The sequence below is a fragment of the Micromonospora sp. NPDC051141 genome, from assembly GCF_044455765.1.
In the GTDB taxonomy this organism is placed as follows: Bacteria; Actinomycetota; Actinomycetes; order Mycobacteriales; family Micromonosporaceae; genus Micromonospora.
In genome coordinates, this window is sequence record NZ_JBITFD010000001.1 from 229,220 (window position 1) to 253,750 (window position 24,531).

Annotated in this window: 21 protein-coding genes; 13 read left to right on the forward strand and 8 right to left on the reverse strand. The window is 72.0% G+C overall.

The annotated features are described in order from the left end of the window. Positions 1-59 precede the first annotated feature (59 nt). Complete coding sequence (locus ACIA6B_RS01175) at positions 60-1,061, reverse strand: LacI family DNA-binding transcriptional regulator (RefSeq protein WP_396769722.1); 1,002 nt, start codon at positions 1,059-1,061, stop codon at positions 60-62. Between the two features lie 151 nt (positions 1,062-1,212). On the opposite strand from ACIA6B_RS01175, the gene ACIA6B_RS01180 reads away from it, so the two are divergent. From ACIA6B_RS01180 to ACIA6B_RS01195, 4 genes are read left to right on the forward strand one after another with little or no spacing between them, the layout of a single operon-like run. Next, positions 1,213-2,724: an alpha-N-arabinofuranosidase gene (locus ACIA6B_RS01180; RefSeq protein ID WP_396769724.1), complete on the forward strand. Its 1,512-nt coding sequence runs from the start codon at positions 1,213-1,215 to the stop codon at positions 2,722-2,724. Between the two features lie 38 nt (positions 2,725-2,762). Then, entirely contained in the window at positions 2,763-4,097 is a 1,335-nt protein-coding gene (locus ACIA6B_RS01185) for an ABC transporter substrate-binding protein (protein WP_396769726.1), read from the forward strand. 6 nt (positions 4,098-4,103) lie between these two features. Further along, a complete protein-coding gene (locus tag ACIA6B_RS01190) occupies positions 4,104-5,066 on the forward strand; it encodes a carbohydrate ABC transporter permease (protein WP_396769728.1) in 963 nt (320 codons plus the stop codon). 10 nt (positions 5,067-5,076) lie between these two features. Then, a complete protein-coding gene (locus ACIA6B_RS01195; RefSeq protein ID WP_396769730.1) occupies positions 5,077-5,901 on the forward strand; it encodes a carbohydrate ABC transporter permease in 825 nt (274 codons plus the stop codon). 84 nt (positions 5,902-5,985) lie between these two features. Here ACIA6B_RS01195 and ACIA6B_RS01200 read toward each other — a convergent pair whose 3' ends face one another. The 5 genes from ACIA6B_RS01200 to ACIA6B_RS01220 form a co-directional block, all read right to left on the reverse strand. Then, positions 5,986-7,713, reverse strand: a complete 1,728-nt coding sequence (locus ACIA6B_RS01200; RefSeq protein WP_396769732.1) for a cellulose binding domain-containing protein — start codon at positions 7,711-7,713, stop codon at positions 5,986-5,988. Positions 7,714-7,732: 19 nt separating this feature from the next. Further along, positions 7,733-9,151 carry a non-reducing end alpha-L-arabinofuranosidase family hydrolase gene (locus ACIA6B_RS01205; RefSeq protein WP_396769734.1) on the reverse strand — a complete coding sequence of 473 codons (1,419 nt, stop codon included), beginning with the start codon at positions 9,149-9,151 and terminating at the stop codon, positions 7,733-7,735. A gap of 138 nt (positions 9,152-9,289) precedes the next feature. Then, positions 9,290-10,354 (reverse strand): SRPBCC domain-containing protein, encoded by a 1,065-nt coding sequence (locus ACIA6B_RS01210; RefSeq protein WP_396769736.1) that lies wholly within the window; start codon positions 10,352-10,354, stop codon positions 9,290-9,292. Between the two features lie 47 nt (positions 10,355-10,401). Further along, the gene (locus ACIA6B_RS01215; protein WP_396769738.1) at positions 10,402-11,718 is read right to left on the reverse strand and encodes a low temperature requirement protein A; all 1,317 of its coding nucleotides are present in this window, start codon (positions 11,716-11,718) and stop codon (positions 10,402-10,404) included. A gap of 12 nt (positions 11,719-11,730) precedes the next feature. Then, on the reverse strand, positions 11,731-12,360 hold the full coding sequence (locus tag ACIA6B_RS01220) for a TetR/AcrR family transcriptional regulator (protein ID WP_396769740.1): 630 nt from the start codon (positions 12,358-12,360) through the stop codon (positions 11,731-11,733). A gap of 120 nt (positions 12,361-12,480) precedes the next feature. On the opposite strand from ACIA6B_RS01220, the gene ACIA6B_RS01225 reads away from it, so the two are divergent. Further along, entirely contained in the window at positions 12,481-14,118 is a 1,638-nt protein-coding gene (locus tag ACIA6B_RS01225) for an MDR family MFS transporter (RefSeq protein WP_396769742.1), read from the forward strand. Between the two features lie 83 nt (positions 14,119-14,201). Then, on the forward strand, positions 14,202-15,053 hold the full coding sequence (locus tag ACIA6B_RS01230; RefSeq protein WP_396769744.1) for a phosphatase PAP2 family protein: 852 nt from the start codon (positions 14,202-14,204) through the stop codon (positions 15,051-15,053). Between the two features lie 28 nt (positions 15,054-15,081). On the opposite strand, the gene ACIA6B_RS01235 is transcribed toward ACIA6B_RS01230, so the two are convergent. Continuing rightward, a complete protein-coding gene (locus ACIA6B_RS01235; RefSeq protein ID WP_396769746.1) occupies positions 15,082-17,163 on the reverse strand; it encodes a cellulose binding domain-containing protein in 2,082 nt (693 codons plus the stop codon). Between the two features lie 225 nt (positions 17,164-17,388). Here ACIA6B_RS01235 and ACIA6B_RS01240 point away from each other — a divergent pair, with 225 nt between their 5' ends. From ACIA6B_RS01240 to ACIA6B_RS01270, 7 genes are all read left to right on the forward strand, one after another. Beyond that, positions 17,389-18,141, forward strand: coding sequence for a lytic polysaccharide monooxygenase (locus tag ACIA6B_RS01240; RefSeq protein WP_396769748.1), 753 nt, complete (start codon positions 17,389-17,391; stop codon positions 18,139-18,141). Positions 18,142-18,300: 159 nt separating this feature from the next. Next, the gene (locus ACIA6B_RS01245) at positions 18,301-18,861 is read left to right on the forward strand and encodes a DUF305 domain-containing protein (RefSeq protein WP_396769750.1); all 561 of its coding nucleotides are present in this window, start codon (positions 18,301-18,303) and stop codon (positions 18,859-18,861) included. Between the two features lie 459 nt (positions 18,862-19,320). Continuing rightward, entirely contained in the window at positions 19,321-20,910 is a 1,590-nt protein-coding gene (locus ACIA6B_RS01250; RefSeq protein ID WP_281940879.1) for a DHA2 family efflux MFS transporter permease subunit, read from the forward strand. 278 nt (positions 20,911-21,188) lie between these two features. Further along, positions 21,189-21,416 carry a hypothetical protein gene (locus ACIA6B_RS01255; protein ID WP_396769753.1) on the forward strand — a complete coding sequence of 76 codons (228 nt, stop codon included), beginning with the start codon at positions 21,189-21,191 and terminating at the stop codon, positions 21,414-21,416. A gap of 36 nt (positions 21,417-21,452) precedes the next feature. Further along, a complete protein-coding gene (locus tag ACIA6B_RS01260) occupies positions 21,453-22,535 on the forward strand; it encodes an NYN domain-containing protein (protein ID WP_396769755.1) in 1,083 nt (360 codons plus the stop codon). 14 nt (positions 22,536-22,549) lie between these two features. Next, positions 22,550-23,023, forward strand: coding sequence for a molybdenum cofactor biosysynthesis protein (locus tag ACIA6B_RS01265; protein ID WP_396769757.1), 474 nt, complete (start codon positions 22,550-22,552; stop codon positions 23,021-23,023). Between the two features lie 167 nt (positions 23,024-23,190). Next, positions 23,191-23,757 carry a sigma-70 family RNA polymerase sigma factor gene (locus ACIA6B_RS01270; protein WP_281940911.1) on the forward strand — a complete coding sequence of 189 codons (567 nt, stop codon included), beginning with the start codon at positions 23,191-23,193 and terminating at the stop codon, positions 23,755-23,757. Between the two features lie 25 nt (positions 23,758-23,782). On the opposite strand, the gene ACIA6B_RS01275 is transcribed toward ACIA6B_RS01270, so the two are convergent. Then, positions 23,783-24,520 (reverse strand): zf-HC2 domain-containing protein, encoded by a 738-nt coding sequence (locus tag ACIA6B_RS01275; RefSeq protein WP_396770203.1) that lies wholly within the window; start codon positions 24,518-24,520, stop codon positions 23,783-23,785. Positions 24,521-24,531 lie beyond the last annotated feature (11 nt).

Below are 24,531 nucleotides of genomic sequence, written 5' to 3' on the forward strand. Positions count from 1 at the left end.
GATCCCCGGGGAGGGGACGCGGGAGAGGGCGCGGGAGGGAGAGAGGGAGGGTGGGACGGTCAGGGGGCGGATTCGCGGAGGGCCAGGCGGTGCGGGGCGACCAGTTCGCGCGGGGGGGCCTCCCGGTCGGAGCCGAGTCGGCCGACGAGCAGCTCCACGGCGAGCCGGGCGATGCGCTCCTTGTCCGGGGCGACCGTGCTCAACGTGGGGACCGAGAAGCGACCGTCCTCGATGTCGTCGAAGCCGGCGATCGCGACATCCTCCGGCGCGCGCAGGCCGGCCTCGTACAACGCGCGCAGCGCGCCGAGCGCGAGTGTGTCGTTGAAGCAGAAGACGGCGTCGGGGCGTACCTCGGCGGCGAGCAGGCGCCGCATGGCGGCGGCGCCGTCCGCGCGGTGCCAGGCCGGCGCGGGCGCCACCAGGCCGTCGTCGTACTCGATGCCGGCCTCGGCCAGCGCGGTGGCGTAGCCGGCCAGGCGCAGTCGGGCGCTGGCGCCCTCAGGGGTGCGCTGGGAGCCGATGGCGGCGATCCGGCGGCGGCCGAGCCCCACCAGGTGGGCGGTGATCTCCCGGGCGGCGGCCACATTGTCGATCATGACGTGGTCGGCGGGGCCGTGGTCGACGCGCTCGCCGAGCAGCACCATGGGCAGGCCGTCGAGGCCGGCGAGGTCGTCGGCGGTGAGCGCGAGCGGGCTGAGGATCAGCCCGTCGATCATGTGGTCGCCGATCCCGCTGGCGGCCTTGCGCTCCTGCTCCGGGCCGCCGCCGGTCTGGTCGATCAGCACCGTCCAGCCGTGCTCGGCGGCGGCGGCGACCACGTGCCGGGCCAGCTCGGCGAAGTACGGGATGTCGAGCTCCGGGACGGCCAGCGCGATCACGCCGGTGCGCCCCTTGCGCAGGTTGCGGGCCGACAGGTTGGGCCGGTAGTGCAGCTCGGCGATAGCCTCCTCGACCCGGGCCCGGGTGTCGGCGCGCACGTGCTGGTAGCCGTTGACGACGTTCGAGACGGTCTTTACCGACACGCCCGCCCGCTCCGCCACGTCCTTGAGCCTGTGTCGCACTGACATTCCTCCCCGCCGAGCACTCCGGCCGCACTCTACCGCGTCACGACGACGTAACGACCTCTTTACATGGCGGCTTACAACGTTGTAGAAACCAGGGGCACGGTGACCACGGTCACCGGGGAACAGCTCCGAGGGAAAGGTGGCATACGTGCCGAACGCGCAGCTCACTGTCGACCCGGCGTTCCGGATAGGTCCGGCCGACCGCCGGATCTTCGGCTCCTTCGTCGAGCACATGGGTCGGTGCGTCTACGGCGGCATCTACGAACCGGGGCACCCCGACGCCGACCCGCGCGGCTTCCGTCGCGACGTGCTGGACCTGACCCGGGAGATGGGCGTCTCGGCGGTCCGCTATCCGGGCGGCAACTTCGTCTCCAGCTACCGCTGGGAGGACGGCGTCGGCCCGGCCGGCGACCGGCCACGCCGCCTCGACCTGGCCTGGAAGACGATCGAGACCAACGCGTTCGGGCTGAACGAGTTCATGAGCTGGGCCGCCGAGGCCGACGTCGAGCCGATGATGGCGGTCAACCTCGGCACGCGGGGCGTCGCCGAGGCCTGCGACCTGCTGGAGTACACCAACCACCCGGGCGGCACCCAACTGTCCGACCTGCGCCGCGAGCACGGTGCCGAGCAGCCGTACGGGGTGCGGCTGTGGTGCCTCGGCAACGAGATGGACGCGCCGTGGCAGGTCGGCCACAAGACCGCCGAGGAGTACGGTCGGCTGGCCGCCGAGACCGCCCGCGCGATGAAGATGATCGACCCGTCGATCAGCCTCATCGCCTGCGGTAGCTCCAACCGGGACATGGCCACGTTCGCCGGCTGGGAGGCGACCGTGCTGGAGCACACCTACGAGCACGTCGACTACATCTCCGCGCACACCTACTACGACCCCTCCGACGGGGACCGGGCCAGCATCCTCGCCTCCGCCGTCGACATGGACGCGTTCATCACCGAGGTCGTCGCCACCGCCGACCACGTCGGCGCCAAGCTGCGGCAGAAGCGCAAGCTGAAGATCTCCTTCGACGAGTGGAACGTCTGGTACCAGTCGCGCCTCCAGGCCGACCTGGACCGGCGGGGGTGGGTGGAGGCGCCCGCGCTGATCGAGGACGACTACACCGCGGACGACGCGGTGGTGGTCGGCGACCTGCTGATCACGCTGCTGCGGCACGCCGACCGGGTCGGGGTGGCCTGCCAGGCCCAGCTCGCCAACGTGATCGCCCCGATCCGCACCCGGACCGGCGGCCCCGCCTGGCGGCAGAGCATCTTCCACCCGTTCGCGCTGACCGCCCGGTACGCACGCGGCACCGTGCTGCGCACCGAGCCGGTCGGCCCGACGTACGAGACCAAGCGGTACGGCGACGTGCCGGTGCTGGACACCGTCGCCGTGCACGACGAGGAGACCGGCGAACTGGCCGTCTTCGCGGTCAACCGGGGTCCGCACGACCTCCCGCTCGACCTGGACCTGCGCGGCCTGCCCGGGCTGCGTGGGGAGGCGCACACCACGCTCGCGGCCGGGGACGACCGGGCCGCCACGAACACCGAGGCGGACCCCGATCGGGTCACCCCCCGGCAGCTCACCACCCCCACCCTCGACGGCGGCCGCTGCACCGTGGCGCTCCCCGCCACCTCCTGGAACCTGCTGCGTTTCGTACCGCAGCCGTGACCAGGCCATACTCCAATTCCGTCCCCCAAGGAGTTCCCATGATCCAGAACGAGTTGAGCCGGCGGCGCCTGCTCGGCCTCGGTGTCGGCCTCGGCGCGGCGGCCTCGCTGACCCTGGCCGGCTGCGGTGGCGGCAGCAGCAGTCCCGACCGCGCCGGCTCGGCCGGCAACGGCGGCAAGGACTACACCGGCCCCAAGGTCGACCTGAAGCTGTGGAACGGCTTCACCGGCGGCGACGGCGAGATCTTCAAGACGCTGGTCCAGCAGTTCAACAGCGAGCACCAGAACATCGCGGTCAGCGTGGTCACCTACGAGTGGGCGGACTACTACAGCAAGCTGCCCGGCGCGGTCTCCAGCGGCAGCGGGCCGGACATCGCGGTCATGCACATGGACCAGCTCGCCACGTTCGCCGCCCGCGGCACGATCAGCGAGCTGGACGACGTGGCCAAGACGCTGGAGCTGAGCGAGGGCGACTTCGCCCCCACCGTGTGGAAGGGCGGGCTGTACAACGAGAAGCGGTACGGCATCCCGCTGGACATGCACCCGCTGGGCTTCTACTACAACAAGGCGGTCATGCAGAAGGCCGGCCTGGACCCGGAGAAGCCGCCGACCACCCGGGACGAGTACACCGCCGCGCTGACCGAGCTGAAGAAGTCGGGTGTGCAGGGCTTCTGGGTCAGCCCGTTCCAATTCACCGGCGGCATGACGTTCTACAGCCTGCTGCACCAGTGGGGCGGGACGCTCTTCGACGCCGAGGTGGCCAAGGCAACCTTCAACTCCGACCCGGCAGTCGAGGCGTGCACCTGGCTGGTCGACATGATCAAGCAGGGCCACTCGCCGGCCAACGTCGGCCAGGACGCCGACTACCTGGCGTTCAAGAGCGGCAAGAACGCGTTCAACTGGAACGGCATCTGGCAGATCAACGACCTGAAGAAGAGCCCGAACGTGCAGTGGGGCGTGGCGCCGCTGCCGCAGATCGGCAGCCAGAAGGCGGCCTGGGCGAACTCGCACAACTTCACCATCGTCAAGCAGCGCTCGGCGAACGAGAACAAGGTCTCCGGCGCGAAGGTCTTCATCAACTGGCTCAGCGAGCACTCGCTGGACTGGGCGAAGGGCGGCCAGGTGCCGGCCCGCAAGGCGGTCCGGGAGAGCGCCGAGTTCAAGGCGCTCACCGAGGTCAACGCGCTCGCGCCGGAGCTGGAGTACGCGGCGTTCCCGCCGGCGACCCCGGGCCTCGGCGAGGTCATTCTGACCTTCTACAACGCCTTCAACGAGGCGGTGCTGAACAAGAAGTCGCCGAAGCAGGCGCTCGACGACGGCGTGGCCAAGGCCAACAAGCAGCTTGAGGACAACCGCAAGAAGTACGGGAACTGATCCGTCGTGGCGGACGTGATCGAGGTCGGGGCGGCGCGGAACGGCGCGCCGCCCCCGGCGGGGCGTACCCGGCGCCGGAGCGCGACGGAACGTGGCAACCGGTCGACGCCGTACCTCTTCCTCGCGCCGTACCTGGTCCTGTTCGGTGTCTTCGGTCTGGCACCGATCCTGTTCGGCGTCTGGATCAGTCTGCACCAGTGGGACCTCCAGTTGCCCAACCGGCCGTTCATCGGGCTGGACAACTACCAGGACCTGTTCTCCAGTGACTCGGCCATCTACGGGGACTGGTGGTCGAGCGTCCGGGCGACCGGCATCTTCACGCTGTTCTCGGTGCCGTTGCTGGTGGTGATCCCGCTGGGGCTGGCGCTGCTGCTCAACCGCTCGTTCCCCGGTCGCACGTTCTTCCGGGCCGCCTTCTTCGCCCCGTACGTGCTGGGCGTGGCGGTGATCGGCCTGCTCTGGCGCTTCCTGCTGGACGCCAACCTGGGCCTGGTCAACCTGCTGCTCGGCGCGGTGGGGCTGCCCTCGGACACGCCGTGGGTCACCGACGTGCCGTGGGCCTGGGTCTCCCTGGTCGGCGTGACGGTGTGGTGGACCAGCGGCTTCAACGCGGTGATCTACCTGGCCGGGCTCCAGGACATCGCGCCGGAGCTGTACGAGGCGGCGAAGGTCGACGGCGCCGGCGGGTGGGACCGGTTCCGCCACGTGACGATTCCCGGCCTACGCCCGGTCATGCTCTTCGTTCTCACCACCACGATCCTCGCCTCGGCGAACGTCTTCGGGCAGGCCCTGCTGATCACCCAGGGCGCGCCGGGCGAGCAGACCCGGACGGTGGTCTGGCGGATCGTGGACGAGGGCCTACGTGACTACGACGCCGGTCGGGCCGCCGCGATGAGCGTGTTCTTCGCGCTGATGCTGGCGGTGGTGAGCGTCGTCAACTTCCGGCTGTTCCGCTACCGGGAAGACTGAGGGGCAGACCATGTCGAAACTAGGCACGGTGGCGCGTTACGCCGCCCTGCTCCTGATCACCGCGATCTTCGTGACCCCGCTGGTGTGGATGCTGTTGACGTCGGTGAAGACGTACGACGTCGCCCAGCAGGACCCGCCGAGCTGGCTGCCGAACCCGTTCTCCACCTACGGCTACGACCAGATCCTGAACAACACCGCCAATCCGGTGCTGCGCTGGTTCCTCAACAGCATGCTGGCGGCCACCCTGCACACGCTGCTGGTGCTGGTCACCGCGTCGATGGCCGCGTTCGCGCTGGCCCGGATGCGGTTCCGCGGTCGTGGCCTGTTGTTCGCCCTGATCGTGGGCACGCTCTTCCTGCCGCCCACCTCGCTGATCATCCCGAACTTCATCATCGCCGAGCGGATCAACTGGATCGACACGCTGACCGTGGTGGTCGTGCCCGGGGCGGCGAGCGCGTTCGGGGTGTTCTTCCTGCGTCAGTTCTTCCTCTCCATCCCGGCCGAGCTGGAGGAGGCGGCGGTGCTGGACGGGGCGAACCAGTGGCAGATCTTCCGGCAGGTGCTGCTGCCGCTGTCGAAACCGGCTCTGGCCACGCTGGCGGTGTTGTCGTTCCTGACCAACTGGAACGACTTCCTCTGGCCGGTGTACGTGTTGTTCAGCCCCGAGCGGCTGACCCTGCCGGCGGGCCTGGGCCTGCTCCAGGGCGCGTACGTGACCGACTACCCGGTGATCATGGCGGGCGCGATGCTGGCCAGCGTACCGGTGCTGATCCTGTTCGTGTTCGCCCAGCGCCACGTCATCCAGGGCGTCTCCCGCTCCGGCCTGAAGGGATGACCGGCCGACCCACCAGGCGGCGGGGGGGGGGGGGGGGGGGGGCGCCCCCCCCCCCCCCCCCCCCCCCCCCCCCCCCCACCGTGCTCAGAGGGTCAGCACCACGGTGGAGATGCTGCGGGCGCCGACGTTCACGGAGACCTGGTTCCCGTTCACGCCGGCCGGCTGGCTCGCCGCGCTCGCGTTCTGCGAGGTGGCGACGTACTCCGCCTTCGACACGTTCTGCGGCGCCTGGATGACGGCGTTGTTCACCGCGCTGGTCGAGCGGTTCAGGATGACCAGCGTGACCTTGCCGTCGCCCTGGTAGGCGGTCACCTCCAGCGGGGACGCCTTCGAACTCTTCGTCAGCGCGACCCGCTGGTAGCCGGGACGGACGTACTTGGCGAACTGGGAGAACGCGTACCCGCGCTTCAACGGTGCGCCTGCCGTCGTGCCGTACGCGGCCTCGCCGTCACCGATGAACGAGTAGTAGCGCTTGCCGTACCACCAGACGTAGGCGCTCCAGTTGGACTCCATCGACTTGTGCACGGTGCGCATGATGTCGTCCAGCGTCTCGTTCCAGACCGCCGCGTTGCTGGGGTTGCCCCAGATGTTGGAGCCGCTGCCGTCGGCCTCGTGCAGGTTCCACTCGGTCATCCACACCGGCTTGTTGTACTGCTGGGCCAGCGTGTACGGCTTCAGCCGGCCGGCCGCCTCGGTGCCGTAGAGGTGCCCGCCGATGTAACCGATGTTGTTGCGGGCCGCCGCGTCGTTCAGCGTCGGGTCGGTGTAGCCGTAGTTCAGGTTCACCGCCTCGGCGACCATCAGCTTGGTGTTCTGCACCTTCGCGCCCTGCTCGCGCACGAAGGTCTGCAACTCGGTGCCGCTCCAGTCCATCGAGTCGTAGTCCGGGTGCCAGTCCGGCTCGTTCTGCACCGAGGTGACGTCGATCGTCACGCCCTGGTTGCGCATGTACTGGACGTAACTGTTGAGGTGGTTGGCGTAGTCGTCGTAGTGGTCGGTCTTCAACTTGCCGCCGTTGGTCCGGCTGTTGTTCGTCTTCCAGGCCGCCGGCGCCGTCCAGGGCGACGCCATGATCTTCACGTTCGACCCGTACGACTTCGCCGTCTTCAGCGCGCTGACCTGCGTACCCCACTCGCTCGACACCGGCGACAGGCCGGTGCGCACGATGGACAGGCCGAGTTGGTTGGGGCCCAACCCGACGAGCGTCTGGGTCTCCGCCGTCGACCACGCGCCTCCCCAGATCGACACCGCCGCGCCGAACCCGTCCACGGTCTGGTACTTCGTGGCGGTGTTCACCGTGATGTCCGCCGGCCCGTTCGGGGGCGGCGTGGACGGCGACGACGTCGGCGTCGGTGTCGGGGTGGGCGAGCTGGTCGGCGACGTGGTCGGAGCGGTGCCGCCGGTGCAGGTGACCCCGTTCAGCGCGAAGCTGGTGGGGGCCGGGTTGCTGCTGGTCCACGCGCCGTTGAAACCGAACGACGCGGTGCCGTTGGTGGGGATGGAACCGTTGTAGTCGACGTTCTTGGCGGTGACGTTCGCGCCGCTCTGGGTGACCGTGGCGCTCCACGCCTGGGTGACGGTCTGACCGGCGCCGTAGGACCAGGTGAGCGTCCAGCCCGAGACCGGGTCGCCGAGGTTGGTGATGGTCACGTTCGCGCCGAAGCCGCCCTGCCACTGCGACGCCACCGCGTAGTTCACCGCACAACCGGCCGCGGCGGCCCCGGCCGGCATCGCCACGGCGGCCGCCGCCGAGGCGAGCAGCACCGTGCCGGCCGTCACCAGCGCGGTACGGGGCAGTCTGAGTTTCCTCATCGAATCTCTCCTCGTCCGACTAGCGCTGGAGCGTCAGCAGACCCGGGCGGTACGGCAGCAGGCCGTAGTCGCCGCCGGAGTTGGTGGCCCGACCCTGGTAGAGCAGTTGCAGGTTGCACGGGTCGACGGTGAAGGTCTGGTCGGCGGTGGTGCGGATCAGTTCGCCGTGGCTGATGTCGTTGGTCCAGGTCGCGCCGCTGTTGGCCTTGCCGGCGAACGGGTTGCTCTCGGTGGCCGCGTTCGGCGTCCACGAGCCGTTCAGGCTGGTCGCGGTGAAGGACCGGAAGTAGCGGCCCTGCGCGCCGATGGCCTCGACGATCATCAGGTAGCGGGTCTGGCCCTGGAGCTTGTAGACCTGCACGGCCTCGAACAGGTTGTTCGTGCTGTCGCTCATGATCGTGGTGTAGTTCGAGCCGAAGTTGCCGGGGAAGTTCCCGATCGGCATGCTCGCCCGGTAGATCTTGCCGTTGTCACCGGCGAAGAAGAGGTACATGTTCTGGTCGTCACCGATGATGGTCTGGTCGATCGGGCCGGTGCCGGAGCCGGAGATGCTGCCGGTGAACAGCGGCTGCGCCGAGGACCACCCGTTGGGGTTGGTCGGGTTGGTGGAGGTTTTGTAGGAGAACGCCGTGCCGCCCCACTGGTAGGTCAGCACCCAGATGTTGCGCGGGGCGAAGTAGAACAGCGTCGGCGCGACGGTGCCCTGCGACATGCCGTTCTGGCTGGCCGAGGCCATCTCCGACCAGTTCGTGAACGGGCTGAAGTTCATCGAGCCCCACGACGAGCCGAAGTCGTGCGTGGTCGCGTACACCAGGTGCTTGCCCTGATACGGGGCCACGGTGAAGTCCTTCAGCGACACCCAGCCGGACTTCGGCTGCGCCAGCGCGCCGGTCGAGGACCACCGGTAGCTCGACGGCAGCGAGCAGGTGCCGCCCGGCGGCGGCGTCGTGGTGGGCGGCGGGGTGGGGGAGTTGGTCGGCGACGTGGTGGGCGACGACGTGGGCGGCGTGGTGGGGGCGGTGCCGCCGGTGCAGGTGACGCCGTTCAACGCGAAGCTGGTGGGGGCCGGGTTGCTGCTGGTCCACGCGCCGTTGAAGCCGAACGAGGTGGTGCCGTTGGTGGGGATGGAACCGTTGTAGTCGACATTTCGGGCGGTGACGTTCGCGCCGCTCTGGGTGACGGTGGCGTTCCAGGCCTGGGTGACGGTCTGGCCGGCGCCGTAGGACCAGGTCAGCGTCCAGTTGTTGACGGGGTCGCCGAGGTTGGTGATGGCGACCTCGGCGCCGAAGCCGCCGCCCCACTGCGACGACACGGTGTACTTCACCGAACAACCGGCAGCCGCCGCGCCGGCCGGCAGCGCCGCGACGACACCGGCCGAGGCCAGCAACGCGACACCGGCCGAGACCAGGCCGACATGGGCCGCTCTGGATCTGGACATGGGGCTTCCTCCTGTGGTGGTGGCGGCTCGCGCATTCGCGGGGGCGATTGTGATGTGAGCGTTAACAGCCGCGTCAGGTATGTTACGGGAGCGCTCCCATGACCTCAACGATAGAAATATGTGAATGATCCGCAGGGGTCAGGACGTGGTGCAGGGGGTGCCGTCGGCGGCGCAGGACTCCGGGGCGTCGTGCAGCGGGTCCGGGTCCCGGACGTCGAAGCGGATGGTGGTGGAGCCCTCGGGCGGCAGCTCGGGGCCGGTGAACGTGACCACGACGCCGTCCTGCGCCGCCTCCGCACCGTTGACCGAGCCCACGGTGGCCCCGTCGCCGAGCGTCACGGTCACCGTCCACTCCGATCGGGGGGCGGGTCCGGGATTGCGGAGCACCACCTCGCCCCGGTAGCCGAAGACCCGGTCGGTGACGGTCTGGTACGTCGCGGTCAGCCCGACAGCGGCCACCGACGGCGTCGGACTCGGCGTACGGCTGGGGGAGCGCGACGGCGACGGCGAGGGGGAGGCGCTGCGGCGGCTGGCGCTCGGCGTGGGCCGGGCGGCGGTGGGCCGCGGCGACGCGGCGGGCGCGGTGGTGGGCAGGACCAGCGCCGGTGACGACGGCGACGGGGCGGCCGGCGACGGCGGGGTGTCCCGGGTCGCCCACAGCGCCGCCCCGGCCGCGCCGGCGAGCAGCGTCACCGCGCCGGCGGCCAGCAGGACCCGTCGCCGGGGGCGACCGCGCTCGTCGCCGAGCAGACGGATCACCGGCAGCTCCGCGGTCAGTCCGCCCTCGGCACGGCGCAGGTCCACCTCCTGGAACGCGAGCCAGTCGAGGATGGCCGGCAGCCGCCCGGTCAGCGCCCGCTCGTGCTGCTCGGCCCGCGCGTCGGCGTCCCAGTCGCCCTCCTCCAGCACCTCGCGGACGGAGAGCCGGGTGCCGTGCCCGCTGGGGGTGAGGTCGCAGGCCAGCCGGGTGGCCCGGCCGCCCTCCCGGCACCGCACCACCAGCCGGCGGGGCGCGCGCAGCTCGACCAACTCCACCTCGGTGTCGGCGTCGTAGCCGGGCAGCGCCGCGGTCGCCAGTGTCCAGCGGTCGTCCCGCGGTGTGCTGTCGGCGAACCACTTGGCCAGCAGCGCCCGCTCGGTCAACGCCCGCCAGATCCGGGCGGGCTGGTGGAACAGGTCGACCTCGGTGGCGATCTCGATCACCCGGAGACTCTACGGCCCGCGTCGAGCGGCGGACCGGCGCGGTCGGGTCACCCGGACTCGCCGTCGTGCCACCGGGCCCGCCAGGCGGCCTCGTTCTCCTCGGCGCTGGCCCGCTCCTGGTGAACCGCCTGGCGTAGCGCCACGCGGGCGTCCGCGAAGATCACCAGCTCGACCGCGACCAGCGCCAGGCAGATCGCGGTGAGCAGGCCGAGCGCGCCGAGCGCGGACAGGTGGCGGCCGACCGGCAGCGCGACCGCCAGCACGACAAGCGTGCCGATCCGGGTCCACGAGACCGTCCGCAGCGTGCGCCACTGGAACGCCATGTTGGCGGCCAGGTAGACCATCACGCCGCTGAAGAGCAGCGGCACCGCCGGCCCGTGGCCCCGCTCCCCCGCGCCGCCCACCGGGTCGGTGACGGTCCGGACCAGTTCCTCCGCGCCGAGCGCGAACACGATCACCCCGGCGATCATGGGCAGGTAGAGATAGGCGTACGCGTCGCGCGCCATCGCCACCCGCGGGTGGCCCCGGGCGGCGTGCAACGCGATCCGGGCGGCCGGCCCGATCATGTCGAAGTGGGCCCACCAGAGCGCGGCGGTGAACAGGATGCCGAAGATCGCCGCCGGAATGGCCGGCCAGGTCACCGGCTTGCCGAGCAGGTTGCCGCCGACGCCGACCGAGATGACCGACTCACCCAGCGCGATGATCAGGATCAGGTCGTAACGTTCGGTCCAGTGCTCCGCCGAGGTGATCTTCCAGCCGTCGGTCCCGGCCAGCAGCCCGCTGCTGTACTGGATCGCCACCACGGCGATCCACAGCGCGTCGCGCAGCCACGGCCCGGTCTCCGGGTCGACCTGCGGCGGCAGCAACGCGGCCACCAGCAGCAGGCAGGTGGAGAGCAGCACCTCGGGTAGGAACAGCCACACCTTGCGCCGGGCCGCCGGTTCGTCGCGGGTGGCGTACCAGTAGAGCGACGTGTGCACGACCCGGATGACCACGTAGCTGGCCGTGACCAGGATCGGCCCGGCGATGCCCTGGCGCAGGTCGCCGAACGTCTGCGGCAGGGCCAGCGCGAACGTGAACAACGCGACCATGCCGACCACCATGAGGATCGGCACGAAGCCCTCACCCAGCCGTAGCCGGGCGGCCACCGCGCTGTGCACCACCCAGCACCACCAGAGCACGGCGAGCACCAGCAGCGCGTGCAGCAGTTCCCGTACCGTCACGTTGGCGGCGGTGGCCCGCGTGATGATGAAGAACGACACCACGAAGACGAGGTCGAAGAAGATCTCGAACTTGTCGACCCGGGCGGCCGGGGAGACCCGCGCCGGGGCCCCGAGCCCTTTGCGCCACCGGTCGCCGCCCACCGGCCGAGTGTGTCAGCCCAGCTCGGCCGCCATGGGTGATTCGGCGGGCAGTCCCTCGGCCACGGGGGTGGCGTGGGCGAGCACGTCGCGCAGCACGTCGCGCAGCGGGGCGTCCGGGTGCTCGATCCACTGCTGGGCGGCGACCCGGAGCGAGGCCAGGAACGTGGCGGCCAGCACCCGTGCCCGCAGCGGCGCGTCGGCGCCGGTGAGCCGGCGGGTGATCTCGGCGGCCAGCTCCCGCTCGATCGCCGTGTACGCGCCGACCTGGTGGGCCGCCAGGCTGGGGTGGCCGTGCAGTCGACGGCGCCGGCTCAGCCACGGCTCGGCCGGGTCGTCGTACCCCTCGTCGGCCTGGGCCAGGGCGGCCCGGGTCAGCGCGGCCCAGGGCGGCAGCTCGGTGGGCTGCGCCGCGACCAGTTCCAGCATCCGGCGCAACCGCATCGTGTCGCCGTGGAAGAGCGCCTCCTCCTTGCCGGCGAAGTAGTTGGAGAACGTGCGCCGGGAGACGTTGGCGGCGTCGGCGATGGCCTCGACGGTGACCCGGTCCGGGCCGTGCTCGACGGCCAACCGCAGGGCCGCCTCGTGCAGTGCCAGGCGGGTGGCCGCCTTCTTCCGCTCCCGCAGGCCGGTGCACTCGTCCATGCCGGCCAGCGTACGTGATCCTTTTCTCAACGGGCAAATTTGCCTGATGGGCAACATTTGTTGATGATTGCTTGAGGCAACCAAGAGGCGACCTATCCGATACACCTGGAGGACCGCGCGATGAGCGCACCCACCGCGACGGCCGAGGCCGCGCCCATGAGCCGGCGGCAGACGCTGGAGGCACTCAGCGGGCTGCTGCTCGTGCTCTTCGTGGCCATGCTGAGCAGCACCGTGGTCTCGACGGCCCTGCCGAAGATCATCGGCGCGCTCGACGGCTCGCAGACGCAGTACACCTGGGTGGTCACCGCCACCCTGCTCACCGCCACCGCGACCACCCCGATCTGGGGCAAGCTCGCCGACCTGTTCAGCAAGAAGCTGCTGATCCAGGCCGCCATCGTGGTCTTCCTGGTCGGCTCCGTGGCGGCCGGCTTCTCGCAGAGCGCCGGCCAGCTCATCGCCGCCCGGGCCTTCCAGGGCATCGGCGTCGGTGGCCTCCAGGCGCTGGTCCAGGTGGCCATCGCGGCGATGATCCCGCCGCGCGAGCGCGGGCGGTACAACGGCTACCTGGGCGGCGTCATGGCGCTGGCCACGGTCGGCGGCCCGCTGCTCGGCGGCCTCATCGTCGACACCTCCTGGCTCGGCTGGCGCTGGTGCTTCTTCGTCGGCGTGCCGGTCGCGATCATCGCGCTGTTCCTGCTCCAGATCACGCTGAACCTGCCCACCGTGCGCCGGCAGAACGTCAAGATCGACTACCTGGGCGCCGCGCTGATCGCGGCCGGCGTCAGCGTGCTGCTGATCTGGATCTCCTTCGTCGACGACTCGTTCGCCTGGCTCTCCTGGCAGACCGCCGCCATGGTCGGCGGCGCGGTGCTGCTGCTGGCGCTCGCCGTCGGGGTCGAGGCGCGGGCCGCCGAGCCGGTGGTGCCGCTGCACATCGTCCGCGAGCGCACCACCGCGCTGGCCATCCTGGGCAGCCTCGCGGTCGGCATGGCCATGTTCGGCGGCGCGGTCTTCCTCGGCCAGTACTTCCAGATCGGCCGCGGCTACAGCCCGACCGAGGCCGGCCTGCTCACCATTCCGATGATGGCCGGCGTGCTGATCTCCTCGATCGTGGCCGGCCGGATGATCACCGCCAGCGGGAAGATCAAGCCGTACATCGTGTTCGGGGCGGTCGTGCTGGTCGCCGGGTTCGCGCTGCTCGGCACCATCGACCACGAGACCTCGCTGGTCATCGTCGGGGTGGCCATGTTCGTCGTCGGCGTCGGTGTCGGCATGACCATGCAGAACCTGGTGCTCGCGGTGCAGAACACGGTGGCGCTCAAGGACATCGGCGCGGCCAGCGCCAGCGTGGCCTTCTTCCGGTCGCTCGGCGGCACCATCGGGGTCTCGGTACTCGGCGCGGTGCTGGCCCGGCGGGTCACCGACCGGATCACCCACGACCTCGCCGCGGCCGGCATCCCCACCACCGGCGGTGGCGGCAGCACGCTCAACCTCGACGCGCTGCCCGAGCCGGTACGCCAGATCGTCCGTGCCGCGTACGGGGACGCGACCGGGCACATCTTCCTCATCTCGGCCGCGATCGCGGTGGTCGGCGTCGTGGCGGCGCTCTTGCTGCGCCCGGTTACCCTGCGCTCCAGCCTCGACCTGCCGGACCCCGGCCGTGCGGTGGCGGTGGGCGCCGACGCGGTCGACGGAGCGCCCGCGTTCGACGGGGTGGACGCCGACCCGGCCGGCCGGGAGGAACACGCCCGCCGCTGAGCCGGTCACCCCAGGGCCGTCGCCGACCCGGCGGCGGCCCTGGTCCGTGCCGCCGGCCGGGCGGACCCAGGCGAAGGAGGAGCATGGACACCAGGCGAGGCGCGTCCCGGCCCGGTGGCGTGTTGCGTCGGGCGGCCCGTGAACTGACGCTCGTCGCGGTGCTCTTCCTCGCCTACAAGGCGGGCCGGCAACTGGTCGCCGGACGGGCCGGCACGGCGCTGGCCAACGGGGAGCGGATCTGGTGGCTGGAACGGCTGCTGCACCTGCCCGACGAGGCGCTCGTGCAGGCCCCGCTGCTGGCGCACGAGCTGCCGGTACGGCTGGCCAACAGCTACTACGCGTACGTGCACTTCCCGGCCACCGTGCTCTGCCTGGTCTGGCTCTACCTGCGCCGGCCGGCCCACTACCTGCGGCTGCGGCGCGCGCTCGCGGCGCTCACCGGCGCGGCGATGGTGCTGCACGTCTGCGTCCCGCTCGCGCCGCCGCGACTGACCGCGCTCACCGGCCTGATCGACACCGGCCGCCGGTACGGCCCCAGCGTCTACGGGCCGCCCGACGCCGACCAGCTCAGCAACCAGTACGCGGCCATGCCCTCGCTGCACGTGGGTTGGGCGCTGGCGGTGGCGCTGGCCCTGGTGGCGGTCACCGCCGGGCGACGGCGCTGGCTCTGGCTGGCGCACCCGCTGGTCACCATGGTCGTGGTCGTCGGCACCGGCAACCACTACTGGCTCGACGGGATAGTCGCGGTGGGGCTGCTCGGACTGATCCTGGCCGCGCTGCCCCGGCCGGCCACGGTGGACCGCCGACCCGTCCCGCCGGTGGTGGGGCCGTCCCGCCCGCACGTGGTGCCGCCGCCGCGCCGCGCCGGCCGCCGCCGGACCACGAAGGTCCCAACGGCGGCCGACGTCCGACTCCGCCCACCCGGCCGGGGCTGACCCCCGGCTCAGGGGGCGGTCCGCCGGCTCAGGGCCGGACGGTGCAGACCGTGCCGTTGAGCCGGAACACGCCGGGCGGCACGTTCGGCCCGCTGTACGCCCCGACGAACCCGACGCTGGTGCTCCCACCGCCGGCGGCCAGCCGGCGGTTGTCGGCGGTCGGGGTCACCTTGACCTCCGTGCCGGTCTGCGTCCAGGTGGCGTTCCAGCCGCTGCTCACCTGCTGCCAGCCGGTGGGCCAGGTCCAGGTCAGCGTCCAGCCGTCGACCGGGTCCGGACCGGTGTTGACCACCTCGACGGTCGCCACGTAGCCGTTGCCCCAGTCGGTGTCGTTGTGGAAGCGGACCGCGCAGCCACTGTCGGCCGGGCTGCCGGTGGCGAACGTCAGCGGCGGGGACGACCAGGAGACCCGGCCGGCGGTGTCCCGGGCCAGCACGTTGACCGTGTAGCGGGTGCCCGGTTCGAGGTTGCGCACCGTGAACGAGGTGCCGGCGGTCTCGCCGAGTTGCTCGCTGACGGCGCCGTACTGCCGGTACACCTCGTACTTCGCGATCGGCGCGGCACCCACGGCGGCGGCCGGCCAGGAGAGGGTCGCGGCGCGGTCGGTCACCGCGCCCGCGGTCGGCCGGCCCGGCGCGCCCGGCCGCCCGGCGGAGCTGCCGGCCGGTCGGAGCACGAGCGTGGTCAGCGAGTACGGCGGCAGCGTCCGGGTGGTGGCGCTGCCGGAGCGGTCGGTGGTCACGCCGCTCGCGCCGTTGGTCAGCGTGTGCACGGTCGGCGCCTCGTCCGCCGGGGTGAAGCCGGCGTAGTCGACCGCCACCGGGTACGCGGTGTCCGGGTCCTTGTTGAGCAGCAGCACCGCGAGGCTGCCGTCCGGCCGACGCGTCGCGTGCGCGCTGACCAGCGGCTGGTCGGTGCCGGCGCGGACGAACTGGTCACCGGGGCGGGCGAACGTGTTCATCATGGACAGCGCGTGGTACGGCGCGAACGGCGTGTTGAACGGCGGCTCGCAGACCTCGCCGTCGCCCGTGCAGCCGCCGCTGGAGAGCATCCCGAAGTCGCCGTAGTCGGTCTGGCCGGCGACCTCGGAGACGGTGCCGATGCCGTTGTGCACGTTCCACCACTGCACGGTGAAGACACCCTGCTCCAGCAGGCCGCTGTAGGCGTCGGCGAGGAACAGCGCGCCGGGCTGGGTGGTGCGGCCGGCGTCGACGTTCAGCTCGGTGAGGCTGATCCCGATCCGGTCGGCGTTCGCGCCGGCGTACCTGTCGATCTGCTGACGCAGCAGCCAGGTGGCGTCGGAGATCTGGTTGGTCCGGGTCAACGACTCGGCGGCGGTGCCGCCCGGGTACCAGTGCGCGTCCACGAAGTCGATCTTCGGGCCGGCGAGCGAGAGCACGGTCCGGTTCCACGGGCCCGGGTCGCTGCCGGCGGTGATGCCGTCCGGCCAGTTGCCGGGCATGGTGAGCACCGCGCCGACCTTGACGCTCGGGTCGACCGCCTTCATCGCGTCGGCGTACTCGATCACCAGCTTGGCGTACTGGGTGGCGCTCTTGTCGGCGTGGTCGTCGGCCTCCCAGGCCGAACCGTAGAGGCCGTTGCCGTAATTCTCGTTGCCGACGGTCCACCACTTGGCGCCGTAGCCCTTGGTCACGTTGGCGTACCGCACCCAGTCGGCCGCCTCGGCCGGCGTGCCGGTGCCGTAGTTGGCGATGATCATCGGTTGCGCGCCGACCCGACGGGCCGCCGCCATGAACGTGTCGAAGTCGGTGTCCGGTGCGACGTAGCCGCCGGGCGCGGTGTGCGTCTTCCAGTGGTAGATGTCGGCGTACGAGCCGCCGGGGTAGCGCAGCATCCGCACGCCGGCGGCCTTGAGCAGGTCGGACGTCTCGGTGCTGCCGAGCTTCGCGTCCCAGATGGCGTGGTTGACGCCGAGCGCGGTGTCCGGCACGGTGGCCAGCCCGGCGCGGGCGTTCACGGTCACCGCGACCGGGTCGGCGGCGGCCCCGGCAGCGGGTGGTCCGACGGTGGCGAGCGCGGTGGTGACGAGCAGCAGGCTCGCCGCGTACGCGGTCCACCGGCGGTGTGGGCGGGGCAGGGATCTCCTCATGCGGTGTCCTTCGAGAGGCGGGTTCTCCCGGATCGGTGCCGCCGTCCTCCCGGATGCCAGCCGGCGTCCGGGTGCCCAGGGACGACGATCGGCTCCGCGCGCTGATCAGAATTCCACGCGTGGCGCGCTCGGCTCAAGGCTTAATTTATAGATAGGAGTCTTTACTGTTAACAAGGTTTAATTTATGTTCGTGACATCTCCCGTCCCCCGAAGGAGTTGGACACGATGCGCCGAAGAGTCACCCTTCCGCTGCTCAGTGCCGGTGCCGTCACCGCCACCCTGGCGCTCGCCGCGCCCGCCCAGGCCCACGGCTACGTCTCCTCGCCGCCCAGCCGGCAGGCGCTCTGCGCCCAGAACCGGGTGCCCGACTGCGGCCAGATCCGGTACGAGCCGCAGAGCGTCGAGGGGCCCAAGGGCCTGAAGAGCTGCCACGCCGGCATCGCCCAGTTCGCGGTGCTCAACGACGACAGCCGCAACTGGCCGGCCACCACGGTCGGCAGCACCGCCACGTTCACCTGGGTCAACACCGCCCGGCACGCCACCGCCAACTGGGAGTACTGGATCGGCAACACCCGGGTCGCGGTGGTCGACGGCGGTGGCCGCCAACCCGACGCCACCGTGTCGCACAGCGTCAACCTGGGCGGCTTCTCCGGCCGGCAGAAGCTGCTCGCGGTCTGGAACATCGCCGACACCGCGAACGCGTTCTACGCCTGCGTGGACCTCCAGATCGGCGGCGGGGGCGGCAATCCGACCCCCACCCCGTCGCCGACCCCGTCGCCGACCCGGACCGCCACGCCGTCCCCGACGCCCGCCCCGACCGGCTCGCCGGTGCCGGGTGGCACCTGGACCGCCGGCCGCGCGTACCAGGTCGGCGACACGGTCACCTACGACGGCCGTAGCTACCGCTGTCGCCAGGCGCACACCGCGATCGCCGGCTGGGAACCCCCCAACGTCCCCGCCCTCTGGCAGCAGCTCTGACCCCCGCACCCCGCACCCCCACCCCACCCCGCTCCCGCTCGCACTTTCTCGGAAAGAGTGGCCATGCCTCGCGAAATGACCACTCTTTCCGTGCATCAGCGGGGTGGGGGGAGGGGGAGAGGGGGAGGGGGAGGGCGGTGGTCTCGATTGGAGGAATGGATGCGTCGGGGTGTGGTGGTGGTGCTGGTCGGGGTGCTCGGTGTGGGCGGGTGCGGTGGCGGGGCGGTGGCGCCCGTGGCGTCCCGGTCCGCGCCGGTCGTCGACGGGGCCACCAGCGGCATCGACGCGCTCTTCCTGGCCATGATGGTGGCGCACACCGGGCAGACGCTGGAGATCGTCGGCGTCGGCCTCGACCGGGCCACCGACCCGCGGGTGCGGACGTTGATCGCCGCGATCCGGGCCACCGAAACCGACGAGTTGGCCACCATGCGCCGCTGGCTGGGCGAGGCCGGCCCGTCGGCCGTGGCCGCCGCCACGCGGCACGACCACTCCGGGCACAGCGACGCCGCCGCCGGGCTGACCCGGCTGCGGGCCGCCCGGGCCGCCGAGGTCGACCGGGTGCTGCTCGACGTGCTCACCCGGCACCAGCGCACCGCCGCCGCGCTGGCCCACGCCCAGGTCACGGCCGGCACCAGTGCCCGGGTACGCGACCTCGCCGCCCGCATCGACCGCTCCCGCACGGCCGAGATCGCCCTGATGGCGGACCTGTCCCCGGCGTGACGCGGCCGTCGACAGTGGAGCGGCGGCACCGCGTACCGGCACCCGTGGGAGCGACCCGGGTGCCGGTGCCGCAGCCGGCAAGGTGGCACGCCGCTGTCCCGACGTCGGAACTCCGACACCTGATCCGAATCGACGCCGCGCCGTAAACATGACGTTCGTCACGGTGACGGGCCGGTCCCGGGCCGGTGGCAGGGCGTCGACGCGAGGGCGAATCCGGGCGTAGGGGTGGTTACGGTGCGACTTCTCGGCAGCGAGGGGGCGGAACCCGGGCGGCGTCCGGGATGACGGGCGGGTGTCCGGAAGCACGGCCGTTCGCCTCTTGGCAAAACCGGCCGCACGATGTCGCACTCCGTGACTAGGCTTCCGTGCCGGACGTCGCCCACCGCGCGTCCGCCCGCGTGCCCCACGGCACGCGGCATCGCCACCGCATCGAGCCGAACCGGAACCAGGAGACTGTCTGTGACCCAGCAATCCGTAGCGACATCGAACAAACTCGACGCCGCGGTGCTCAAGGTGGCCGGTGTCGTCGTGCTCGGCGCCGTCATGTCGATCCTCGACGTGACCGTCGTCAGCGTGGCCATCCCGACGTTCCAGCGCGAGTTCGACGCCTCCTACGCGCGCGTCGCGTGGACGATGACCGCCTACACCCTCGCCCTGGCCACGGTGATCCCGCTGAGCGGCTGGGCCGCGGACCGGTTCGGCACCAAACGGCTCTACATGGTGGCGCTGGCGCTGTTCACCATCGGCTCCGGGCTCTGCGCCACGGCCGACTCCATCGGCGAGCTGATCGCCTGGCGGGTGGTCCAGGGCCTCGGCGGCGGCATGCTCATGCCGCTCGGCATGACGATCATGACCCGGGCCGCGGGTCCGCACCGGATCGGCCGGTTGATGGCCGTGCTCGGCATCCCGATGCTGCTCGGCCCGATCGGTGGCCCGATCCTCGGCGGCTGGCTGATCGACACCGCGAGCTGGCACTGGATCTTCCTGATCAACGTGCCGATCGGCGTGGTCGCGCTCGTCTACGCCCAGCTCGCCCTGCCGAAGGACGCCCCCGAGCCCTCGGAGTCCTTCGACTTCCTCGGCATGCTGATGCTCTCGCCCGGCCTGGCCCTGTTCCTCTACGGCGTCTCCTCGCTGCCGGAGGCCGGCACGGTCACCGACCCCGAGGTCTGGCTGCCCATGGCGGCCGGCGCCGCGCTCGTGGTCGCGTTCGTCCGCTACTCGTTCCGGCCCCAGCACCCGCTGCTCGACCTGCGGCTGTTCCGCAACCGCAACCTGACCATCGCCGCGCTGACCCTGGTCGTCTTCATCATCGCGTTCATGGGCGCGGGCCTGCTGTTCCCGAGCTACTTCCTCCAGATCCGGGGCGAGACCACGCTCAACGCCGGCCTGCTGATGGCACCGCAGGGCATCGGCGCGATGCTCACCATGCCGATCGGCGGCATGCTCGCCGACCGGGTGCCGATCGGCCGGACGGCGCCCTTCTCGCTGGTGCTCATCGCGGCCGGGTTCTTCACCTTCACCCAGGTCGGCACCGACACGTCCTACCTGCTGCTCTGCGGCTCGCTGTTCGTGATGGGCCTCGGCATGGGCGGCACGATGATGCCGATCATGACCTCGGCGCTGAAGACCCTGAACGCTGCCGAGGTGGCCCGCGGCTCGACGCTCGTCAACATCCTCCAGCAGATCGCCGGGTCGGTGGGCGCCGCGACGATGTCGGTGATCCTCACCAGCGAGCTGAACGGCTCCCGGCCGATCCCCGGCGTGACCGACCCGGGCACCGGCGCGCCCGTCACCGAGGCCCAGCTCGCCATCGCGGTGCAGCAGCAGCCCGAGCTGGCGCAGCAGTTCCCGGTGCCGCCGTCGCTGATCGAGCGCGGGCTCGACTTCGCGGCCAACTCGTTCGCCACCACGTTCTGGGTCGCCTTCGGGCTGGCGGTGCTCACCTTCGTCCCGGCCGCCTTCCTGCCCCGTCGGCGGGAGCCGTCGCACCTGCTGGACGGCGAGTCGGGCGAGGAGCAGCGCCCGACGCCGGTGCCGATGCACTGATCCGCCCTGTCCCGTGGGGGCCGACCGCCGACGGCGGCCGGCCCCCACAGCGCTTCCGGCGGGCAAATTCCTATTCCGGTCGGCGGCCGGGCGGCGCGGACGGCGCTTCCGGCGGGCGAACCCCGATTCCCGTCGGCGCGGACGGCGCTTCCGGGGTCGCTGTCCGGCGGGCCGGGCGGCGCGGACGGGCGCTTCCCGGCGGGCGGTCCCGGATTCGCCACCGCCGGGCCGGGCAGCGCCTAGGCTCGAACGGGAGAGCCGGGGGAGAGGCGGGCGGGGTGAGCACAGGCGGCGGGGACCGGTCGGCGCGGCGGCGTACGCGGCTGCTGCTGGCGGGCCTGCTGGCCGTGGTCGGGTTGATCCTGCTGCTGCTCGGCCTCACCGTCGCCAACGGCACGGTCGCCGGGGTCGAGGTGGTGCTCGCGCTGGCGCTCCTGGTGGCCAGCTACGCCATCCAGCGGGTCGCCCGCCGGGAGACCCTCTACCGCGACGAGCGGCGGCGCTGACCGGCGCGCCGGTCCGACCCCGCTAGGCTGGCCGACGTGGATCAGGAAGACCGGATCGCGCTGTTCCTCGACTACGAGAACCTGGCGCTGGGCGTACGCGACCATCACGGCGGTCGGCCGTTCGACTTCCGTCCGATCGCCGACGCCCTGGCCGAACGCGGCCGGGTGGTGGTGCGCCGGGCGTACGCCGACTGGTCGTACTTCGACGAGGACCGGCGGATGCTGACCCGGTCGCACGTCGAGCTGATCGAGATCCCGCAGCGGATGGGCTTCTCCCGCAAGAACGCCGCCGACATCAAGATGGCCGTGGACGCGGTCGAGTTGGCCTTCGAACGGGGCTACATCTCGACGTTCGTGATCTGCACCGGGGACAGCGACTTCACCCCGCTCGTGCACAAGCTGCGGGAGCTGAACAAGCGGGTGATCGGCGTCGGGGTGGAGAAGTCGACCTCGGCGTTGCTGCCGCCGGCCTGCGACGAGTTCCTGTACTACGACCGCCTCGAAGGGGTGGACGTGCCTCCGCCCGCCGCCCGCCGCGTGCGCCCGAACCGGTCGGGCGGGCCGACGGTGGCGGAGCCTCCGCCCGAACCGGTGGTGGAGACCGCGCCGGGTGAGGAGGAGTCGCCGCGCGACGTCGACACGCTCGCCGTCCTGCTCGTGCAGACCGTCGCCGGCATGCAGGGCAGCGGCGGCGGCGAGGTGACCGCCTCCGGCCTGAAGCGCGCGCTGCTCCGCAAGGACCCCACGTTCAGCGAGTCCGACTACGGCTTCCGTACCTTCGGGGAGCTGCTGCGGCACCTGGCCGCGTCGAACGTGGTGGAGCTGGCCGCCGGCCCGGCCAAGGGCGACCCCGAGGTGTCGCTGCCCGAGCGGGGCGACCGGGAGGTCGCGTTCGGGCTGCTCCGGTCCGTCGTGGTGGACCTCGCCGACGAGGCCGGCGCGGTGGCGCTCTCCGGCCTGAAGGACCAGCTCCGGCGCGCCCGGCCGGACTTCAGCGAGAAGAAGCTGGGTTACCGCAGCTTCCTCCAGTTCTGCAAGGCGGCTGCCACCGGCGGGGTGGTGGAGCTGCGGTGGAGCCCGGACGACGGCGACTACCTGCTCACCCCGCAGCCCTCCTGAGCGCGGTCGTCGCCGTGCCGCACATCGTCCAGTTGCTGGCCTCGCCGGTGCACCGCTACGTGGGCCGGCCGGCGGACGGTCCGGCCCCGGCGCCTCCCGGTGAACTGGTCGACCAGGTGCGGCTCCGCGCCGGGCTGGGCATCGTCGGGGACCGCTACTTCGGTCGGCCGGCGCACCGTGCCGCCAGCGTCACGCTGATCGCGCAGGAGTCGCTGCCGGCCGGCGCCGATCTCACCCAACTCCGGCGCAACGTGCTGACCAGCGGCATCGCGGTGGACGAGCTGGTCGGGCGGGTGCTCACCCTGGACTCCGGCGACGGACCGGTCAGCCTGCGGGTGCACCGCGCCGCGCCGCCGTGCGCCTGGCTGGACGTGGTGGTCGCGCCCGGCACCTGGAAGGCGCTGCGCCGCCGGGGCGGTGTCCGCTGCGCCCCGCTCACCGACGGCGTCCTGCGGGTCGGCCCGGTCGCGGTTTCGGTCGCCGACTGACCGCCGGCGCTCGGGAACTTTTCCCGTCCCCCGGCCGACCAATATCGGGCCACCCCGATCGTCGCGGCCGGTGGCCAGGTGACGGAGAGGACGCCAGGGATGAACCGAGCGAGCCCCGCATCCGTACCGTCCGGCATGACCGGGCCGGGCCCGCGGACGGGCCCACGATGAGCCCGGACGCCGACGACGACCAGGTGACCCGGTGGGCGCACCGGGCCGGCCGGGGTGACCAGCAGGCCGCCGCCGCGTTCGTCCGCGCGCTCCAGGGACCGGTGTGGCGGTTCCTGGTCCACCTGGCCGGGCCGGCCGATGCCGAGGACCTCGCCCAGGAGACGTTCCTGCGCGCATTGCGCAGCCTGCCCGGATTCGCCGGCCGCTCCTCGGCCCGGACCTGGATCTTCACCATCGCCCGCCGGGTGGCCGTGGACCACGTACGGGCCGCGACCGCCCGCCCCCGGGTGGCCGCGCTGCCCGACTGGCAGACCGCCGCCGAGGCGGCCGGGGCGGTGACCGCCGGCGGGGACGACGGGGTGGCGCTGCGCGGACTCATCGCCGGGCTCGCCCCGGACCGCCGGGAGGCGTTCGTCGCCACCCAGGTGCTCGGCCTCTCCTACGCCGAGGCGGCCGAGGTGTGCGGCTGCCCGGTCGGCACCATCAGGTCGCGGGTCGCCCGCGCCCGCGAGGACCTGGTCGCCGCCTGGGCCGGGGACACCCGAGGCCGCCGCGCCCGCTGAGCCACCCGGGCGGGCCGCTCGCGGGTCAGGCGGCGCGGCGGTCGCGGGCCTGCGCGGCGTACGGGCCGGGCGGCACCAGCCGCAGCGGCGTCGGCGCGGCCGGCTCCTCGGCACGCAGCGTCCAGCGTGAGCCGGTCGACCGACCCCGTCCGGGCGGCGTGTCCCCGGGATGCCACCAGGGTCGGGACAGCACCAGCATCACCGCCCAGCCGACCAGCAGGAAACCGTGGCTGACCAGCCGGGTCATCGCCACCTGCCCGGTGATCAGGTCGTTCACCGACAGCAGCACCAGTGTGGCGACGAACGCGCTGAGCATCGGCAACAGGCCGGACGGGGTGGACCGGCGCACCGCCACGTAGAGGAAACCGGCGCCCACCGCCACGTTCCACGCCGCCGACTCGTGCCACAGGTGCTGGCCGGCGGCGTGCGCGTGGGCGACCACCGCCTCCCGGCCGATCTGTGCCAGGCCCAGCACCAACTGCACCGCGCCGAGCAGGCCGAGCGCCGCGCGGAGCCCGAGCGCCACCCGCCGGCGGCGGCTCGGCCGCGGCGGCGGCGCGGCGGCCAGCACGGACGCCACCAGATCGGGCACCTGTGGGGCGAGCTGGGTACGGGCCCGGCGGGTGACCGCCGCGGCGGAGTCGAACCAGCCCCGGCAGCCGGCGCAGCCGGCCAGGTGCGCCTCGGCCGCCTCGCGCTCCGACCGGGACGCCTCACCGTCCAACTGGGCCGACAGGATCTCCCGCCACTGCTCACACACCATGTAGGGATAGT

Coding starts and splice junctions, on each gene's coding strand:
- ACIA6B_RS01195 (WP_396769730.1), top strand. CDS start 5,077: ATGTCGAAACTAGGCACGGTGGCGCGTTACGCCGCCCTGCTCCTGATC.
- ACIA6B_RS01220 (WP_396769740.1), bottom strand. CDS start 12,360: ATGGACGAGTGCACCGGCCTGCGGGAGCGGAAGAAGGCGGCCACCCGC.
- ACIA6B_RS01245 (WP_396769750.1), top strand. CDS start 18,301: ATGCGTCGGGGTGTGGTGGTGGTGCTGGTCGGGGTGCTCGGTGTGGGC.
- ACIA6B_RS01205 (WP_396769734.1), bottom strand. CDS start 9,151: ATGTCCAGATCCAGAGCGGCCCATGTCGGCCTGGTCTCGGCCGGTGTC.
- ACIA6B_RS01235 (WP_396769746.1), bottom strand. CDS start 17,163: ATGAGGAGATCCCTGCCCCGCCCACACCGCCGGTGGACCGCGTACGCG.
- ACIA6B_RS01225 (WP_396769742.1), top strand. CDS start 12,481: ATGAGCGCACCCACCGCGACGGCCGAGGCCGCGCCCATGAGCCGGCGG.
- ACIA6B_RS01270 (WP_281940911.1), top strand. CDS start 23,191: ATGAGCCCGGACGCCGACGACGACCAGGTGACCCGGTGGGCGCACCGG.
- ACIA6B_RS01275 (WP_396770203.1), bottom strand. CDS start 24,520: ATGGTGTGTGAGCAGTGGCGGGAGATCCTGTCGGCCCAGTTGGACGGT.
- ACIA6B_RS01230 (WP_396769744.1), top strand. CDS start 14,202: ATGGACACCAGGCGAGGCGCGTCCCGGCCCGGTGGCGTGTTGCGTCGG.
- ACIA6B_RS01185 (WP_396769726.1), top strand. CDS start 2,763: ATGATCCAGAACGAGTTGAGCCGGCGGCGCCTGCTCGGCCTCGGTGTC.
- ACIA6B_RS01240 (WP_396769748.1), top strand. CDS start 17,389: ATGCGCCGAAGAGTCACCCTTCCGCTGCTCAGTGCCGGTGCCGTCACC.
- ACIA6B_RS01200 (WP_396769732.1), bottom strand. CDS start 7,713: ATGAGGAAACTCAGACTGCCCCGTACCGCGCTGGTGACGGCCGGCACG.